The 17,446-nt window shown below is 76.7% G+C and carries 15 protein-coding genes and 2 tRNA genes; 8 read left to right on the forward strand and 9 right to left on the reverse strand.

Annotated features, from left to right (window positions below; all coding sequences use genetic code 11):
- Positions 1 to 66: 66 nt before the first annotated feature.
- The gene (locus tag LG632_RS14980) at positions 67 to 2,175 is read left to right on the forward strand and encodes a helix-turn-helix domain-containing protein (protein ID WP_226727553.1); all 2,109 of its coding nucleotides are present in this window, start codon (positions 67 to 69) and stop codon (positions 2,173 to 2,175) included.
- Here the strand turns inward: LG632_RS14980 and LG632_RS30560 are convergent.
- On the reverse strand, positions 2,144 to 3,046 hold the full coding sequence (locus LG632_RS30560) for a DMT family transporter (RefSeq protein ID WP_226727554.1): 903 nt from the start codon (positions 3,044 to 3,046) through the stop codon (positions 2,144 to 2,146). The genes LG632_RS14980 and LG632_RS30560 overlap by 32 nt on opposite strands.
- A gap of 16 nt (positions 3,047 to 3,062) precedes the next feature.
- Complete coding sequence (locus tag LG632_RS14990) at positions 3,063 to 3,899, reverse strand: class I SAM-dependent methyltransferase (RefSeq protein ID WP_226727555.1); 837 nt, start codon at positions 3,897 to 3,899, stop codon at positions 3,063 to 3,065.
- 158 nt (positions 3,900 to 4,057) lie between these two features.
- Between LG632_RS14990 and LG632_RS14995 the strand changes: the two genes are divergently transcribed.
- Together LG632_RS14995 and LG632_RS15000 are read left to right on the forward strand one after the other, a co-directional pair.
- Complete coding sequence (locus tag LG632_RS14995) at positions 4,058 to 5,245, forward strand: cytochrome P450 (RefSeq protein ID WP_226727556.1); 1,188 nt, start codon at positions 4,058 to 4,060, stop codon at positions 5,243 to 5,245.
- Between the two features lie 23 nt (positions 5,246 to 5,268).
- A complete protein-coding gene (locus tag LG632_RS15000) occupies positions 5,269 to 5,463 on the forward strand; it encodes a ferredoxin (RefSeq protein WP_226727566.1) in 195 nt (64 codons plus the stop codon).
- Here the strand turns inward: LG632_RS15000 and LG632_RS15005 are convergent.
- Positions 5,444 to 5,995 (reverse strand): TetR/AcrR family transcriptional regulator, encoded by a 552-nt coding sequence (locus LG632_RS15005; RefSeq protein ID WP_226727557.1) that lies wholly within the window; start codon positions 5,993 to 5,995, stop codon positions 5,444 to 5,446. The two genes, LG632_RS15000 and LG632_RS15005, sit on opposite strands and share 20 nt — an antisense overlap.
- Before the next feature lie 337 nt (positions 5,996 to 6,332).
- On the opposite strand from LG632_RS15005, the gene LG632_RS15010 reads away from it, so the two are divergent.
- From LG632_RS15010 to LG632_RS15020, 3 genes are all read left to right on the forward strand, one after another.
- Positions 6,333 to 8,030, forward strand: a complete 1,698-nt coding sequence (locus LG632_RS15010; RefSeq protein WP_226727558.1) for an ABC-F family ATP-binding cassette domain-containing protein — start codon at positions 6,333 to 6,335, stop codon at positions 8,028 to 8,030.
- 12 nt (positions 8,031 to 8,042) lie between these two features.
- The gene (locus tag LG632_RS15015) at positions 8,043 to 8,957 is read left to right on the forward strand and encodes a Vgb family protein (RefSeq protein ID WP_226727559.1); all 915 of its coding nucleotides are present in this window, start codon (positions 8,043 to 8,045) and stop codon (positions 8,955 to 8,957) included.
- A gap of 169 nt (positions 8,958 to 9,126) precedes the next feature.
- The gene (locus tag LG632_RS15020) at positions 9,127 to 10,530 is read left to right on the forward strand and encodes a DEAD/DEAH box helicase (RefSeq protein WP_226727560.1); all 1,404 of its coding nucleotides are present in this window, start codon (positions 9,127 to 9,129) and stop codon (positions 10,528 to 10,530) included.
- A 93-nt stretch (positions 10,531 to 10,623) separates the two neighbouring features.
- Here LG632_RS15020 and LG632_RS15025 read toward each other — a convergent pair.
- From LG632_RS15025 to LG632_RS15040, 4 genes are all read right to left on the reverse strand, one after another.
- A tRNA-Trp gene (locus LG632_RS15025) sits at positions 10,624 to 10,699 on the reverse strand.
- A 52-nt stretch (positions 10,700 to 10,751) separates the two neighbouring features.
- Positions 10,752 to 12,095, reverse strand: coding sequence for an SDR family NAD(P)-dependent oxidoreductase (locus LG632_RS15030; RefSeq protein WP_226727567.1), 1,344 nt, complete (start codon positions 12,093 to 12,095; stop codon positions 10,752 to 10,754).
- Between the two features lie 141 nt (positions 12,096 to 12,236).
- Positions 12,237 to 12,309: transfer RNA gene (locus LG632_RS15035), tRNA-Gly, on the reverse strand.
- Positions 12,310 to 12,323: 14 nt separating this feature from the next.
- Positions 12,324 to 13,064, reverse strand: coding sequence for a tyrosine-protein phosphatase (locus LG632_RS15040; RefSeq protein WP_226727561.1), 741 nt, complete (start codon positions 13,062 to 13,064; stop codon positions 12,324 to 12,326).
- A gap of 172 nt (positions 13,065 to 13,236) precedes the next feature.
- On the opposite strand from LG632_RS15040, the gene LG632_RS15045 reads away from it, so the two are divergent.
- Positions 13,237 to 13,803: a hypothetical protein gene (locus LG632_RS15045; protein ID WP_226727562.1), complete on the forward strand. Its 567-nt coding sequence runs from the start codon at positions 13,237 to 13,239 to the stop codon at positions 13,801 to 13,803.
- Between the two features lie 7 nt (positions 13,804 to 13,810).
- Here the strand turns inward: LG632_RS15045 and LG632_RS15050 are convergent, their stop codons facing one another.
- Entirely contained in the window at positions 13,811 to 14,443 is a 633-nt protein-coding gene (locus LG632_RS15050; RefSeq protein ID WP_226727568.1) for an NADPH-dependent FMN reductase, read from the reverse strand.
- Between the two features lie 809 nt (positions 14,444 to 15,252).
- Positions 15,253 to 16,338 carry an ADP-ribosylglycohydrolase family protein gene (locus LG632_RS15055; RefSeq protein ID WP_226727563.1) on the reverse strand — a complete coding sequence of 362 codons (1,086 nt, stop codon included), beginning with the start codon at positions 16,336 to 16,338 and terminating at the stop codon, positions 15,253 to 15,255.
- A gap of 198 nt (positions 16,339 to 16,536) precedes the next feature.
- Between LG632_RS15055 and LG632_RS15060 the strand changes: the two genes are divergently transcribed.
- On the forward strand, positions 16,537 to 17,446 hold a 910-nt coding region (locus tag LG632_RS15060; RefSeq protein WP_226727564.1), incomplete at its 3' end, for an ATP-grasp domain-containing protein.

Below are 17,446 nucleotides of genomic sequence, written 5' to 3' on the forward strand. Positions count from 1 at the left end.
GCCGACCCGCCCCGACCGGACGCCCCGCCCCGCCGCCCCGCCCCGACCGACCCGGAGAACCCCACGGTGCCCACCTCGCCCGGACCCGCCGCCCAGGCCGCCGCACAGCTGCTGGACCTGCTCGCCCGGGGCGCGGCCGCCGAGGAGTTCACGCGGGTGGCGGCCGGGGCGCGGGCGGCCGGGGCCTCGGCCGAGGAGCTGGCGTACGTCGCCGAGGTGACCGAGGTCGCCCTCGGCGTGCACCGGACGCTGGGTCAGCACCGGCGCCGCGAGGCCGAGCTGGAGGCGCTGTTCGACACGGCCGGGGACCTCGCGGCGCTGCGCGACCTGGACTCCGTACTGCGCGCGATCGTGCGGCGGGCCCGCAAGCTGCTGCACTCCGACGTCGCGTACCTCACCCTGCACGACCCGGCCGCCGGGGACACGTACATGCGGGTCACCGACGGTTCCACCTCCGCCGCCTTCCAGCAGCTGCGGCTGGCGATGGGCGACGGGTTGGGCGGGCTGGTGGCGCAGACCGCGCGCCCGTACGCGAGCGCCGACTACCGTACGGACACCCGGTTCCGGCACGTCCCGGCCATCGACCAGGGGGTGGCCGAGGAGGGGCTGCGCGGGATCCTGGGGGTGCCGCTGGCCGTGGGCAACCGGGTGATCGGGGTGCTGTTCGCGGCGGACCGGTCCCCACGCGGGTTCGCGCCCGAGGCCATCGCCCTGCTGGCGTCGCTCGCCGACCACGCGGCGATCGCCATCGACAGCGCCCGGCGGTTGGAGGAGACCCGGGCCGCGCTCGCGGGGCTGGACGCGGCGAACCGTACGGCCCGGGCGCAGAGCGCGGCGATCAGCCGGGCCGCGGAGAGCCATGACCGGCTGATGGACCTGGTGCTGCGCGGGGGCACGGTCGGTGACCTCGCGCGGGACGTGGCGGGCGTCCTCGGTGGGGCGCTGGTGGTGCACGGGGCCGGCGGGGAGGAACTCGCCCGCGTCGGTGCCCCGGCCGGTTCCCCTTCGGCGGCGGCGGCCGTCGCCCCCTCCCCCGCGGCCGTCGCCGCGTCCCGCCGGGACGGGCGGGCCGTGGCGGTGGCGGACGGGGTGTGGGTGTGCGCGGTGCTGGCCGGGCCGGAGCCGCTCGGCGGGATCGCGCTGACCGGGCGGCCGGTGCTGGACGACGCCGACCGCCGGCTGTTCGAACGGGCCTGCCTGGTCACGGCGTTGCTGCTGCTGATGGGCCGGTCGGTGGCCGAGGCCGAGGACCGGGTGCGCGGCGAGCTCCTGGACGACCTGCTCACGGCGGACCCGGGCGCCGCCGACTCCCGGACCGCGGCCGGGTTCGCCGTACGGGCCCGGCGGGTCGGGGTGGACCTGGGCGGGCCGCACGCGGTGCTGGTGGCGCACTGCCCGCCGGAGGGCCGGGCCCGGCTGGCGGCGGAGGCCGCCCGGCGGGCGCGGAGCCTGGGCGGCCTGGCCGGTCAGCACGGCGGCCACGCGGTCCTGGTCGTGCCGTACGACCCGCCGCACGACCCGCCGCACGACCCGCCCTGCGCCCCGCCGGGAGACACGCCGGGAGACACGCCGCGGGACGCGCCGCACGACCCGCCGAAGCACGCGCCGCACGACCCGCCGAAGCACGCGCCGCGCGACGTGCCGAGGGACGCGCCGGGACTGACCCCCGGCCCGCTCGCGGCCTCCCTCGCCGAGGAGTGGGGCCGGGTCCTCGGGCTGCCGGTCACGGTGGGCTCGGCCGGGCCCGCCGGGGCGCCGGAGCGGATCCCCGGCGTGTACGGCGAGGCGGTGCGCTGCCTGGAGGCACTGCGCGCGCTGGGTCGTACCGGTACCGGCGCAGCCCTGCCCGACCTCGGCTTCGTCGGTGTCCTGCTGGGAGGCGGGGCCGATGTCGACGGGTACGTGCAACGGGTGCTGGGCCCGGTGCTCGCGTACGACGCCGCGCGCGGGACCGAGCTCGTACGGACCCTGGAGACGTACTACGCGCAGGGCGCCAGCCTGTCCCGCGCCAAGGACGCGCTGCACGTGCACGTCAACACGGTGGTGCAGCGGCTGGAGCGGGTGGCCCTGCTGCTCGGCCCCGACTGGAACGAGCCGGCCCGCGCCCTGGAGAACCAACTCGCCCTGCGGCTGCGCCGCTTGCTCACGGGCGGTCGTCAGCCGGCGGGCGGGTAGGGGGCCGGCGCAGGGCGCCGACGTACACGCCGAGCAGGATCAGCGGGGCGCCCAGGAGCAGGGACGCGGTCAGGGGCTCGTCGTCGAGCCGGGCCGACAGCACGAGGGTGACCACGGGGACGACGACGAACACGTACGCGGCCCGGCTGGCGTCCCAGCGCTGGGCCACCACCAGGTACAGGACGAAGGTCAGGACGGACCCGGCGACCACCAGGTAGACCAGCGCCCACCAGGTGGCGGCGCGTTCCGGCAGCACCCAGTGGTCGCGGACGGCGGCGGAGCCGGCGAGGAGCAGGACGGCGGCGGCGGTCATGCCCACCGCGTTCATGGTGACGGGATGCAGGTGCGGCAGCCGGTGCGCCAGGACGGTGGCTTCGGCGAAGCTCAGCACCGCCCCGAGCAGCGCCAGCAGCGCCGCGACGGGGACGGACGCCCGCAGCGGCGCCTGCGAGACGACGGCGACCCCGGCCACCGCGCACAGGGTGCCGCCGACGGCCGCGGGCGTGAGCCGTTCCTGCCGCTGGGCCGCCGCCAGCAGCAGGGTGACCAGCGGGACGAGGGCGAGGACGGTCTGGCCGAGCCCGGCGTGGAGGTGGACCAGGGCGTAGTACGCGAACGCGAAGGGCACGCCGAAGCTGAGCACGCCGTACGCCACGGCGCCGGCCAGGGCCCGGCCGCGCGGGAACGGCAGCCGCAGCAGCGCCGTGCCGGCGAGGAGCAGGACCGCGGCGGCGCCGAAGCGCAGGCCCGCGCCCCACAGCGGGTCGAGCTCGCGGTTGCTGAACCGGACGCCGACCGCGTTCCCGCCGGCGAGCAGCGCGGAGGCGGCGAAGGCGAGGGCGCCGAGCCGGTCGGCGGGCCTGCCGGTCACGGTGGGCCGGGCGGAATCAGTCGACCCGCCGGTGGGCGGTGAGCAGCAGGTATTCCCACTCCATCGCGCCGCGGGCGGTCATCGCGTCCCGGGCGAGCGCGGTCAGGTCGCGGTCCAGCGCCGTCACGCGGTCGGGGTCCCCGGCGATGTTGCGGTACACGGCGATGGTCGGCCCGTAGGCCGCCTTGAAGAAGTTCACGAACTCCGCCGGCTCGGCGAAGCGGTCCACGTGGACGGTCTCCCGGCGCGCGTCGAGGTCGGTGACCCGGTCGCCGAGCAGCGCGGCCAGGTGTTCCTCGTCGCCCCACAGCGGGGGTGGCTGGGCGCCGGGCGGTGGGGGCGGCGCGTACGGTTTCATGACGGCGAACATGCGGCCGATGAAGCCCTGCGGGGTCCAGTTGAGCACGCCGACGGTGCCGCCGTCCCGGCAGACCCGGACCATTTCGTCCGCGGCGGCCTGGTGGTGCGGGGCGAACATCACCCCGACGCACGACATGACGACGTCGAACTCGCCGTCCTCGAAGGGCAACGCCTCGGCGTCGGCTTCACGCCACGCCAGCACCGCGCCGCGTTCCTCGGCGAGCACCCTGCCGGCGTCGAGCAGGGCCGGTGTCAGGTCCGAGGCCACCACGTCGGCGCCGGTCAGGGCCGCGGGGACCGCGGCGTTGCCGGAGCCCGCGGCGACGTCCAGCACGCGGTCCCCGCGCTGCACGCCGCAGGCGCTCACCAGGCGGGGGCCGAGCTCGGGGATCACCGTCGTGGCGACGGCCGGGTAGTCGCCGAGCGCCCACATGGTGCGGTGCTTGGCCTTCAGGGCGCGGTCCGCCTCGACCGCTTCGGTTGGTCCGGTCATGGCTGCCGTCCTTTCCCTCCCAGGATGGGGGAGCCTCGGGCGCTCCTCCACCTGAAGGGGCAGTTGTGACGTTTGGCCGAATAAGGTGCGTGCGATTTAGATGCCTGGGGCATGTAATGGGGCGTGGCCACCCGGCCCCACCGCTTGCGAGGTGCTTGATGACTGAAGTCGTTGCCTTCCCCCAGAGCCGCACCTGCCCCTACCACCCCCCACAGGCCTATCAGCCCCTGCGCGAATCGCGCCCGCTGTCCCGGGTCACGCTCTTCGACGGACGCCCGGTCTGGGTGGTGACCGGGCACGCCGAGGCGCGCGCCCTGCTGAGTGACGAACGGCTGTCCTCCGACCGGGAGAACGGCAACTTCCCGATGCCCACCCGCCGCTTCAAGGGCCTGCGCAGCCGCCGGGCGGCCCTGCTGGGCGTGGACGACCCCGAGCACAACGTCCAGCGCCGGATGCTGATCCCGAGCTTCACGGTCAAGCGGACCGCGGCCCTGCGGCCGTGGATCCAGCGGACCGTGGACCAGCTGATCGACGACATGGTGGCCCGCGGCTCCTCCGCCGAGCTCGTCGGCGCCTTCGCCCTGCCGGTGCCGTCCAGGGTGATCTGCGGCCTGCTCGGGGTGCCGTACGAGGACCACGAGTTCTTCCAGGAGCAGTCGCGGCGGCTGCTGCGCGGCCCCGAGCCCTCGGACGTGGAGCAGGCGCGCGACCGGCTCGACGCGTACCTGCGGGACCTGATCGGGCGCAAGCGCGCGGCACCGGGCGACGGGCTGCTGGACGAGCTGATCGCCGACCGCCTGGAGAACGGCGAGCTGGACGTGGAGGAGCTGGTCGCGATCGCCGCGGTCCTGCTGATCGCCGGCCACGAGACGACCGCGAACATGATCTCGCTGGGCACCTTCACCCTGCTGCGGCACCCTGAGCAACTGGCGGAGCTGCGCGCCGATCCGTCCCTGCTTCCGGCGGCCGTGGAGGAGCTGATGCGGTTCCTGTCCATCGCGGACGGGATGCTGCGGGTGGCCACGGCGGACATCGAGGTCGGCGGGAGCGTCATCCGCAAGGACGACGGGGTCGTCTTCCCGACCTCGGTGATCAACCGCGACGAGTCGGTCTACGCCGCCCCGGACACGCTGGACTGGCACCGCTCGGCCCGGCACCACGTGGCGTTCGGCTTCGGCATCCACCAGTGCCTGGGCCAGAACCTGGCGCGGGCCGAGCTGGAGATCGCCCTCGGCACGCTCTTCGCCCGCCTGCCCGGGCTGCGGCTGGCCGCGCCGCCGGAGGAGATCCCGTTCAAGCCGGGCGACACCATCCAGGGGATGGTCGAGCTCCCGGTGGCCTGGTGACGGCGGCGGCGCCGGCCGGGCCGGTGCGGATCCGGATCGACCGGGAGCGGTGCATCGGGGCGGGCCAGTGCGCCCTGACCGCGCCCGAGGTGTTCACCCAGGACGACGACGGCTTCGGCGCGCTGCTGCCGGGCCGGGAGGACGGCGGCGGCAGCGCCCTGGTCCGGGAGGCCGCCCGGGCGTGCCCGGTGGCGGCCGTCAGCGTCCGCCGGCGCTGAGCAGCTGCGTCCCGGCCCGGGCGGCGGCCGCCGCCGCCCGGGCCGCACGGCGCGGCAGGGCCGGGTCGGGAGCGGCCCGCAGCAGGAGCAGCTCGTGGTACACCGGTGCGGTCGCGGTGACGAGCACGGCCCGGGCGTCGGTGTCCGCCGGCAGCTCCCCTCGCGCCACGGCGCGCTCCACGACGACCGCGCAGCGGTCGTAGCGGTCCGCCCAGAACCGGCTCAGCGCGGCGGCCGCCTCCGGCGAGCGGAAGGACACGGCGATCAGGGCCGTGGTGAGGGTCGCGCCGGCGGCGAGGGCGTCGTAGGCCTCCTGGCACAGGGCCGTCAGGTCGTCCTCCAGCGTGCCCGTGTCGGGCGGGCTCCAGGTGTCGTCGGCGGCCGCGTCGAGCACGTCGGCCAGCAGGCCGCCCACGTCCCGCCAGCGCCGGTAGACCGTCGTGCGGTGCACGCCGGCGCGTTCGGCGACCGCGTCCACGGTCAGGCCATCGTAGCCGGCCTCCAGCAGCAGCGCGCCGACCGCTTCCAGCACCTGCGTCCGTACGCGTGCGCTGCGGCCGCCGGTACGGCGCCGGGGTGCGGCCGGCGGCGCTTCGGGGGCGAGCCGGGAGCCGGGTCCTGCCCCGGGTCCGGCCCCGGGTCCGGCCTCGGGTGCGGCCTCGGGTGCGGGCTCAGGACCGGGTTCGGATCCGGCCTCGGCGCCGGGTTCAGGACCGGGTTCGGAATTGCCGCTTGCGGGCGTCGTCGCTCTCATGCCACGATCTTAACGCAACATCAGTCGCCTTAAGGAGTGATTCCGATGGTCGTCCGCCACGTCTCCGACCGTTCCGCCCTGCCCGTGCCCCCTCCCGCCCCCTCGGAGCCGCCGCATGACCGCCACCTTCACCACCCCGCCCACGCCCCGGTCCACGACCCGGCGGCCCACGACCCGGCCGACCGCCCGCTCCACCGCCCAGGTCACCGCGCGTGACCTCACCAAGTCCTACGCGGGACGCCTCGTCCTCGACTCCGTCAGCTGCTCGGTCCCCGCGGGCGGACGCCTGGCGGTCGTCGGCGAGAACGGCTCCGGCAAGTCCACCCTGCTCCGGCTCCTGGCCGGCGTCGAACGCCCCGACAGCGGCGAGGTGTTCGTCCGCGCCGACGGCGGGCTCGGCCACCTCGCGCAGGAGGAGCACCTCCCGGCGCACCTGACGGTCCAGCAGGTCGTCGACCGCGCCCTGGCGGACCTCCACGCGATGGAGCGCCGGATGCGCGCCCTGGAGGCGGAGATGGGCCCCGACCCGGCCCCCGCCCTGCTCACCGAGTACGCCGATCTGCTCACCGCGTTCGAACTGCGCGGCGGCTACGACGCCGACGCCCGCGTCGAGCGCGCCCTGGACGGCCTGGGGCTGCTCGCCCTGCCGCGCGGACGCGCCGTGGGCGGGCTCTCCGGCGGCGAACAGGTCAGGCTGCGGCTGGCGGCGCTGCTCGCGGCCGCCCCGGAGGTCCTGCTGCTCGACGAGCCGACGAACCACCTCGACGACTCCGCCCTGACCTGGCTGGAGGAGCACCTGCGCACCCGCCGCGGCACCACCGTCGCCGTCTCCCACGACCGCGTCTTCCTCGACCGGTTCGCCACCGGCGTGCTGGAGGTCGACGGCGACCTGCACCGCGCCGTCCGCCACGGCCCCGGATACGCCGGCTACCTCGCCGAGCGGGCCGCCGACCGGCGCCGCCGCGCCGAGGCGCACACCGCCTGGCGGACGGAGGTGGACCGGCTGCGGGAGAGCGTCGCCACGACGGCCCGCCGGGTGGCACCCGGCCGGGAGCGCAAGGACGGCAACAAGATGGCCTACGACCGGGCCGCCGGCCGGGTCCAGCAGTCCCTCGCCGGCCGGGTGCGCAGCGCCCGCGAACGGCTGGACCGGCTGCTCGCCGCGCCCGTGCCCGCGCCGCCGGAGCCGCTGCGGTTCACGCCCGCGCTGCGCGCGGCGGGCGGCCGGGGCGTGCTGGTCGAGGCCGAAGGGGTCGCGGTCGCCGGCCGCCTCGCCCCGGTCGACCTGAGCCTCGCGGCCGGCGACCGACTGCTGGTCACGGGCGCCAACGGCGCCGGCAAGAGCACGCTGCTGGACGTCCTGGCCGGCCGGACCGCCCCCGACGGCGGGCGGATCGTACGGCACGGCCGCACCGGGCTGCTCGCCCAGCGCACCGAGTCCGGTCCGCCCGGGCGCACCGTGCTCGCGGCGTACGCGCACGGGCGCCCCGGCACGGCCGAGGAGCACGCCGAACGGCTGCTCGGGCTGGGCCTGTTCGCCCGCGAGCGGCTCGACGTACCGGTCGGCTCCCTGTCGGCGGGTCAGCGGCAACGCCTCGCCCTGGCCCGGCTGGTCGGCGACCCCGTCGACGTCCTGCTGCTCGACGAGCCGACGAACCACCTGTCCTCGGCCCTGGCGGAGGAGCTGGAGGCGGCACTGGCGGGCTTCCCCGGGGCGGTGGTCGTGGTCAGCCACGACCGGCGCCTGCGAAACCGCTGGCAGGGCCGCCACCTGACCCTCCTCTCCCCCGGCCCCCTCCCGCCCTCCCCCTGACCAGGAGCCCGCATGCCCGCCCGTACCGTGCCCGCCCCCGTCCTGACCCGCCTGCGGGTCTTCCCCGTCGCCGAGCCCGCCTCCGGCCCGTACGGCATCGCGCCCGGTCCCGACGGTGCCCTGTGGTGCACGCTCGTGCACACCGGGCGGATCGCCCGCCTCACCCCCGCCGGGGACCTGACCGAGTTCCCCCTCGACTCCCCCGACTGCGGGCCCAGCGTGATCGCGCCGGGCCCCGACGGGGCCCTGTGGTTCACGCGGATGCGCGACCACCGCATCGGCCGGATCACCCCCGACGGCCGGACGGCCTCGTTCGCCCTGCCCACCCCCGGCGCCGGCCCGTACGGCATCACGGCCGGGCCGGACGGCGCGCTCTGGTTCACCCAGCTGAACGCCGACCGGATCGGGCGGATCACCTGCGACGGCGAGATCACCGAGGTCCCGCTGCCCGTGGCGGGCGGCTTCCCCTCCATGATCACGACCGGCCCGGACGGCGCGCTGTGGTGCACCCTCAACCGGGCCGGTGCCCTCGCCCGGATCACGCCCGGCGGCGAGGTCGCCGTCCACCGGCTGCCCACGGCGGGCGCCGCGCCCGTCGGGCTGGCGGCCGGGCCGGACGGCGCGCTGTGGTGCGCCGAGATCGGCGCGGGCCGCATCGCCCGGGTCGCACCGGGCGGCGAGGTCACCGAGTTCGCGCTGCCGGACCCCGCCTGCCGCCCGCACGCGGTCACCGCGGGGCCGGACGGGGCCTGCTGGTTCACGGCGTGGGCCACCGGCCGCGTCGGGCGGATCACGGCGGAGGGACAGGTGACCGAGTACGCCCTGCCCGACGCCGGGGCCGAACCCCACGGCTTGGCGTTCGGACCCGACGGCGCCCTGTACACGGCCCTGGAGCACGGCGGGATCGCCCGGCTCGCGTTCGCGTGAGGGAGCCGCGGGGCGGCGCTCGCGACCGGCCGGCCGGGGTCCGGCGCTGGTAAAATGGCCGGACGCTTACGACGCAGCCGGGGCCCGTACCGCGAGGGTACGGGCCCCGGTCCGTGCCGGGTGCCGGGACGGGGAAGTCCCGGATGCCGGGACGAGGAAGGTTTCTCTGATGAACGCGAAGCGCGAGTTCGCGCTGCCGGAAACGACCACGCCGGGCCCGCCGCCGGTGGCGTCGTTCGCCGACCTCGGGCTGCCGCCGGAACTGGAGCGGACGCTGGCCGAGCAGGCGGTTCAGGAGCCGTTCCCGATCCAGGCGGTCACCCTGCCGGCCGCGCTGGCCGGTCGCGACGTCCTGGGCCGGGCCCGGACCGGCTCCGGCAAGACCCTCGCGTTCGGACTGGCGCTGCTGGCGCGCACGGCGGGCCGCCGGGCGGCGGCCAAGCGGCCGCTCGCGCTGGTGCTGGTGCCGACGCGGGAGCTCGCCCAGCAGGTCGCCGACGCCCTGGACCCGTACGCGGCGGCGCTCGGCCTGCGGCTGGCGACGGCCGTCGGCGGGCTCCACATCGGCCGGCAGGCCACCGCGCTCAAGGCCGGCGCCGAGGTGCTGATCGCCACCCCGGGCCGGCTGGCCGACCTGGTCGGGCGCCGGGACTGCCGACTGGACGACGTACGGATCACCGTGCTGGACGAGGCGGACCAGATGTGCGACCTGGGCTTCCTGCCGCAGGTCCTGGAGATCCTCGGCCAGGTGCGGCCCGACGGCCAGCGGCTGCTGTTCTCGGCCACGCTGGACAAGAACGTGGACCGGCTGGTCCACGAACACCTCGAGGACCCGGTGGTCGCGGCGGTCGACGCCGCGGCGGGCGCGGTCACCACGATGGAACACCACGTGCTGCACGTCCACGGCGCCGACAAGCAGCGCACCGCCACCGAGATCGCGGCGCGGGAGGGGCGGGTGCTGATGTTCCTGGACACCAAGCACGCCGTCGACCGGTTCACCCGGCACCTGCGCGGCAGCGGGATCCGGGCGGCGGCCCTGCACAGCGGGAAGTCGCAGCCGCAGCGCACGCACACGCTGGAGCAGTTCCAGCAGGGAGAGGTCACGGTCCTGGTCGCCACGAACGTGGCGGCCCGCGGCATCCACGTGGACGCCCTCGACCTGGTCGTCAACGTGGACCCGCCGGCCGACGCCAAGGACTACCTGCACCGCGGCGGGCGCACCGCGCGGGCCGGGGAGTCCGGGCGCGTGGTCACCCTGGTCACGGCCGGCCAGCGCAAGGACGTGAGCCGGCTGATGACGGAGGCCGGGGTCCGCCCGACGGTCACCGCGGTGCGCCCGGGCGACGCCGAACTGGCCCGGATCACCGGCGCCCGGCAGCCTTCCGGCGTGCCGCTGCCCGGCAGCACGGCGCCGGCGGCGGACCCCGGCGCCGCGGCGGGCGCCGCGACCACCCTCGGCTTCCGCGGCCGCGGCAGCAGCCCGGGCGGCCGGGCCAAGGAGTCCCGCAAGAGCGCGGAGGCCCGCAAGCTGGCCGAGGCCCGGCGCGCGGCGAAGGTGCGGCGGGGGCGCTGACGCTGGCGACGGGGACGGGACCCGACGAGGGCCGCTGACGACGGGCTCGGCCGCGGCGGAGCGGGCACAGGCGGCGAGGCGGGCGGCGAGGGGGGCGGAGCGGCTGGATTCGAACCAGCGTGGTCCGGTTTTGGAGACCGGCACGACGACCTCTGCGCTACGACTCCGCCCTTGCGGCTGATGCTAGGCCATCGGCCCGGGACCGGTGCCGGGCACCCCCGTCACCAGGCCGCCTCCTGGTAGTCCTTGAGGAACACGCCCGCCAGCGGTGCGCCCGCCTCGCCGCGCACGATGGGGTCGTAGACGCGCGCAGCGCCGTCGACGACGTCCAGCGGGGTGCGGAAGCCGCTGCGCGCGATCCGCTCCTTGCGGGGCGCCGGGTTCTCGTCGGTGATCCATCCGGTGTCGACGCTGCACATGTGGACGCCGTGCGCGGCGAGTTCGGGGCCGCTGGTGCGGGTCAGCATGTTGAGGGCGGCCTTGGCCATGTTGGTGTGCGGGTGCCCGGACGTCTTGCGGCGCACCGTGAACCGCCCTTCCACGGCGGTCACGTTGACGACGTACCGGTGCGGGCGGGGCGAGGCCAGCAGCAGCGGCAGCAGCCGGTCCACCAGCAGCGCGGGGGCGAGCGCGTTGACGAGCTGGGTCTCCAGCAGCTCGGCCGGATCGAGCTCGCCGAGCCGGGCCGACCAGGAGTTGGCGGGGGCGGGGTCGGGCAGCAGGCCCGCCTCGTCGGCCTCGTCCAGGACCAGGGCCAGCGCACCGGAAGTGCCGCTGCCGGGGCCGTCCAGGGCCCGCAGGGGCTCGTACCCGGGGGCCCGCCACACCCGGCCGGGGCCGGGGAGCGCCGTCCGCTCGCCGTCGGCGAGCAGCGCGTAGGACTCCGGCGGGCGGCGGACGGTCTGGGCGGCGTTGTTGACGAGGATGTCCAGGGGCTCGCCCTCGGCGCGCAGCCGCTCGCACAGGCCCAGGACCTGGCGGGGGTCGCGCAGGTCCACGGCGACGACGGTGAGCCGGTCCAGCCACCGCTCGCTGCCCGGGGCGGCGCGGAAACGGGCGAGGGTGTCCTGCGGGAAGCGGCTGGTGACGAGCAGTTCGGCGCCGTCGCGCAGCATCATCAGGGCCAGCTGGAAGCCGATCTTGACCCGGCCTCCGGTGAGCAGCGCGCGCCGGCCGGTCAGGTCGCAGCTCATGCGGCGGCGGGCGGTGTGGTCGGCGGCGCAGCCGGGGCACAGCCGGTGGTAGTGCCCGTCGACCTCGCGGTAGAAGGACTTGCAGACGTAGCAGCGCTGGGGCCGCAGCAGCACTCCGGCCGTGCGGGAGACGGCCGCGGTCGCCAGCGGCGCGTCCTCGCGCCGGTCGGGCGCTCCGGTGGCCGTCGCGGTGAGGACCGCGGCGTCGGCGGCGGCGCGTTCCTCGGCGCGGCTGCGGCGCCGGCGGTGGCGGCCGTCGCGGGCGAAGGAGGAGGCGACCTGTTCGGCCCGTAGCCGGACCGGGTCGTCCGGGGGCAGGGCGCGCAGCTTGCGGATCGTACGGTCGAAGTCCTCCAGCTCCTGCGCGGTCAGGGCCTGCGCGCCGCCGGCCTGCGCGCCGCCGCTCCGCTCGCCGGGCGTCCCCGCGCTGCTCCGCTCCGCCAACTCCCCCGCCGCCCCACCGGTGTCCGTACGCCTGGCCGCCGACGGGCGGGGCCTGCTGTGTCTGGGCTGCCCGGACGGCCGGATTCGAACCGGCGTCTCCCGCCATGGCATGGCGGTGCGACGACCTCTGCGCTACATCCGGGCAGTGCGGCGATCCTAACGGGTGGTTTCCGGCTCCAGCAGCTGGTTCCGCAGCCGCTCGACCAGCGCCTCGTCCACGCCCAGGTGCCCGGTGGCGTAGGCGTGGACGGAGCCGTACCGGGCGGCCAGGTCCTTCAGGAACAGCCGGATCACGTCCTCCGGTGCCCGCCCGTACGCCGGCCAGCGCAGGACGCGGCCGGGGTTGGCCGCCTTCCAGTCGGCGACCAGCCGCTCGGTGGCCAGCTCGGTGAGCGCGAAGTCGGCGGCGATCGCGTCCTCGTCGACGCCCAGCAGGGCCAGCACGAGGGCGGCGAGCAGACCGGTGCGGTCCTTGCCGGAGGCGCAGTGGAAGACCTGCGGATCCTCGGAGTCCGCGATCACCTCCAGCGCCTGGCGCAGCTCGGCCGCGCCGTCGAGGGCGACCTCGGCGAACCGGTCGGCGAGATACCGCCACGGGTCCAGATCCGGGTCGATCTCGGCCTGGTCGTACGGGCGGTGCTCGATGCTGAGGTTGACGTACGCGAGGTCCTCGGCGTGCGGCACCCGGCCCTTGGCCTCGATCTCCCAGGGGTAGCGCAGGTCGATGACGGTCCGCACGCCGAGCGCGCGGAAGCGCTCCCAGTCGTCGCCGGCCAGCTTGCCGAGGGAGTCGGCCCGGTAGAGGCGGCCCCAGCGCACGGCGCGGCCGTCGGCGGTCCGGTATCCGCCGAGGTCACGGAAGTTGTGGAGGCGGTCGAACGGTATGTGTCGTCTCACCAGCCACACCCTAATCTCGCGCTCCACCGGCCCCAAGAGATCGCTGGGCTTGAAGTGGCCGGGTGCTGCGCCGACTTGAGGGTGAGTGGCGACGCGGCCGTTGAGCGCGGGGCCGGGTGGGCGCACACTGCGGGGGAGGCGGCGTAATTCTCACGCGCGGGGAGGGATCCCGGTGGGACGTGCACGCGGAACGGGGACGGTGGCCGCGCTGGCGGCGCTCGCGCTGATGTCGGCGGCCTGCCAGGCCGCCGGAGGCGGTCCCGGCGGGAGCGGCGGGAGCGGCGGGGCCGAGGGGACCGGCGGGGCCGGCGGGAGCGGCAGGGCCGGCGGCGTCGACCGCCCCGGCAGCAGCGCGTCGGACGTCGCGCCGCGCGCGGCCGCGGACCCGGGCCGGGTCCGGGTGGGCCGGGTCAGCCCGGACACCTCCGCCGACGGCACGGCGCACGTGGCCTGCTCCGAGATCGACGCGCAGTTCACGGTGGAGCCGTCCGCGGCGGCGACGCGGTGGCGGGCGACGGCCTTGGACCACGACCCGGTCGCGGACGGCTCCGGTGCCGAGCGCGGGATCGCGCCGGACGTCGTCGTCACGCCCGACACGGGAGCGCTGGCCCCGGGCGAGCGGGTGACGGTCCGCGTCCGGGGCCGGTTCGACGGCGAACGGCCGGTGTTCTGGGTCGTGGTGCAGGCCCTGGAGCAGGACGGGGACGTCCGGCAGCGGATCGCGTTCTCCTGCCGCTGAGGCCGGATCAGTCCTGGGCGCGGCTGGTGACCGGCGCGTCGGTGCGGTCGCCGAGGAACTCGTACCAGCGGCGCTGGAGGCACAGGTAGCGGGTGTCGGCCTCGACCAGGTCGAGGAAGGCATCCACGGTCTCGGTGAGCCGCTGGGCGAGCCCCGCGTCCGCCAGGCCGCCCTGCTCGGTGAAGGCGTGGTGGGCGCCGGCGAGGCTGAACATGTCGGGGTACACGCGGGCGCCGAGGTGCTCCAGCGGGACGCGCAGCGCCCACAGACCGCGGTTGCCGCCGACCATGGACGGGGAGGCAGAGACCAGCAGCGTCTGCTTGTCCTTGAAGGGCTGCGGCCGGAACCGCGAGACCCAGTCGACGGCGTTCTTGAGCACGCCCGGCACGGAGGCGTTGTACTCGGGCGAGGCGATGACCAGGGCCTGGGCGGCCTCGATCCGGTCGCGCAGGGCGGCCGCGGCCGGTGGCGGCCCCTGGCCCGCCTCGGCGTCGCCGTCGTAGGCGGGCATGGGGAAGTCGGCCAGGTGCGCGAGGTCGACGGCCGGGCCGGCCTGGGTGACGAGGCCGGCGACGTACGAGGCCAGTTGCCGGTTGACCGAGCCGGACCGGGACGAGCCGGCCAGGACGAAGACCCGCAAGGACGACCGCGCGGAGCCGTCACCTGACAGGGACCGGAGGTCCGGACGGGCCGGGTCGGTCGGGAAGCGGTCGTCGGCGATCGGATCCACGGGGTCTCCTCGGCGCACGGAAGGGTCTCGGCGACGCCGACTCTACGGTCGCCCCCGCGCCCGCCCCGCGCATCCGTCCGGCCCGGCCCACCGGATCACCCCGCTGCCGGAATCCCCACCGCCCACACGGCGGCGCCGCGACCCGGCCGCCGGGCCTGCCCCGGGCCTACCCGGCTCGGCCGCCGGTCCCCACCCGGTTCGGCCGCCGGGCCTGCACCGCGCCGGGGTGGCCGCCGGATCCGGGCGTGGGGCGGCCGCCGGGCCTGCACGGGGTCGCCACCAGGCCCCACCCAGGGTGGCCGCCGGGCCTGCACCGGGCCCGACCCAGGGCGGCCACCGGGCCGCCAAGGGCCCGACCCAGGTGGCCGTTGGGCTGGGCCCTGGCGCCCGATGGGGCCCGGGCCCGGCCGCCGGGTGCGGGACAGGCCGCCCTGCGGAGCCCAGCCCGCGCCACCAGGTCCGGCCCGGGCGTGCGCCGAGGGGACGGCCACGCCGGGTGGCTCTCGCCGGCCGCGAGGCGAGGTTCGGGGCCGGCCGCCAGGTCGGGGGCGGGCCCGCGGCGGGGTGCCGGGCCAGCCACCCGGTCCGGCTCGGTCCCCGCGAAGCCCCGGCCCGGAGCACCGGCTCGGCCGCCAGTCCGGCCCGGGCCGGAGCCAGGTTCGGGCCGACCGCCGGGCATGCCCCTGGTCGGCGCCGAGGCCACGGCCCGGCAGGGCGGTCTACCCCGGCCCCGCAGTGGTTTCCGGCCCGGCCGGGTGGTGCTCCCCGCCCTCCGGGCGCGGGGACGGCCCGGCTGGGTGCTGCTCCCCCTCTGGGGAGGTCGCCGGGTTCGGGCCGGGCCCGCGGCGGCGTGGGGCGGCGGTCGTCAGGCGGTCGGCCAGGGCCGTCAGTTCGGGCGTGCGCAGGACCCGGTTCCCGAAGCCGGGCAGGGGCACGTGCAGCCGTGCCGTCCAGCGCTCGGGCACGGCCCCCGCTCCGTACACGGCACCGGCCAGCGCCCCGGTGACGCACGCGACGGTGTCGGTGTCGCCACCGAGGTCCACGGCGGCGCCCACGGCATCCGCGAAGCTGCCGGTCCGGCGCAGCGCCCACACGGCCGAGCCGAGGCAGGGCCACACAGCCCCGTTGAACTCCGTGGCCAGGCCGGGGTGCCAGGCGGGGTCCAGGACGACGGCGTACCGCTCGCGGTGCGGCGCGGGCAGGCGCGCGAGGGCGCCCCCGACGGCCGCCAGCGGGTCGCCCCCGTCGAGCGCCACCCGCACGAGCTCGTGCAGGACCGCGGTCCCGTGCCACGCCGCGCTGTCCCCGTGGGTGAGCGCGGCGAGCCGCCGGGCGGCGGCCATGGTCGCCTCCGCCCCGGCGGCGGCGAAGTACACGGCGGAGGTGGAGGCACGCATCAGCGCCCCGTTGCCGGCGGCGCGCTGGTTCACCCGGGCGTGCAGGGCGGCGGCCCGGTCCCAGTGTTCCCCGCCGGTCAGCACGGCCTCGGTCTGCAGGCCGATGTCCTTCGGCTCGGCGGCCGCCCACCGGCGGAACCGCGCGAACAGGTCCGGCAGGTCCAGGCCGCCGCGCTCCAGCAGGGATTCGGCGACGAGCACCGCCATCTGCGTGTCGTCGGTGGCCTCGCCGGTGTCCCAACCGCCGCCTGCGCGCATCTCGCCGTCGGTGCGGCCGAAGGCCCCCGGTGGCCCGAACTCGAAGGGAGCGCCCAGCGCGTCACCGACGGCCGCTCCGACGACCGCGCCCCTCGCCCGTTCGATCCGTTCCGTCCCCTCGGTCGACCCGATCCGCCCGACCCGCTCCATCCGTGCCCTCCGCTCCCCGAGCGGTGATCGTACAAGTGGGCGGCCGCGGTGGCCCGGTGCGGCGTCCTCGCCCGGCGTCCGGACGGGTCGGAAGATACGTTCATCACCCTTCATGACATTCTGTGACGTAGCAGCGCGCCGGACGGAACCGGCGGGGGTCCGGGGTCGCGGGGGTCAACGGGTATGTCGATGAGGCCGATGAGGCTCTGCTTCCTGGTGGAGGAGCAGTACCGCCATGACGGCATGCCGGTCGAGGTCGTCCGGCAGCTGAGCGCGTGGGGGCACCGGGTCGACGTGCTGCGGCCGGGCGGATCACTGGTGCGGATGACCGAGTTGGTGGAGGCCGGGCGGCACGACGCCTGGGTCCTGAAGACGGTGTCCGGCGGTCCCGGTCTGACCCTGCTGGAGGCCGCCGCGCACGCGGGGCTCACCACGGTCAACGACGCCCGGTCGATCCGCGGTGTCCGCGACAAGGCGCTGGCCGCGGCCATCGGCCGCGCCCACGGACTGCCGCTGCCGACGACGTACGCGGCGGCGCGGCCCGAACTGCTGGCGGAGATACCCGCGGCCGAGTACCCGCTGGTGGTCAAGCCCGCCGACGGCAGTTCGGGCCGGGCGGTGCACCTGGTGCCGTCGCCGGAGCGTCTGATGGAGATGCTCCCCGTGCTGGCCGGGGAGGGGCTGCTCATCGCGCAGCCGTACGTGCCGAACGCGGGCGTGGACCTCAAGGTGTACTGCGTGGGCGGCGAGATGTACGCGACCGAACGCCGCTCCCCGCTCCACCCGGACCAGGCGGTCCGGGAGCGGAACGTCCCGCTGTCCGCCGAGACAGCGGCGATCGCCGCGCGGGTCGGCGAGGTCTACGGCCTGGACCTCTACGGGCTGGACGTGCTGCTGGGCCCGGACGGGCCGGTGGTCGTCGACGTGAACGACTTCCCCAGCTTCCGCCAGGTCCCCGCGGCCCCGGCCCGGGTCGCCCGCGCCGTCCTGGCCCTGGCCCGCGCGAACGGTGGCAGTCGCCTCGGCGGTGGTGGTGGCCTCGGCAGTGGTGGTGGCGGTGGCCGGGTGGGCGGGACGGGCGGCGTGCCGGCCGACGGCGTAGCCGCCG

This window comes from Streptomyces antimicrobicus, from assembly GCF_020532625.1.
Classification (GTDB): domain Bacteria; phylum Actinomycetota; class Actinomycetes; order Streptomycetales; family Streptomycetaceae; genus Streptomyces; species Streptomyces antimicrobicus.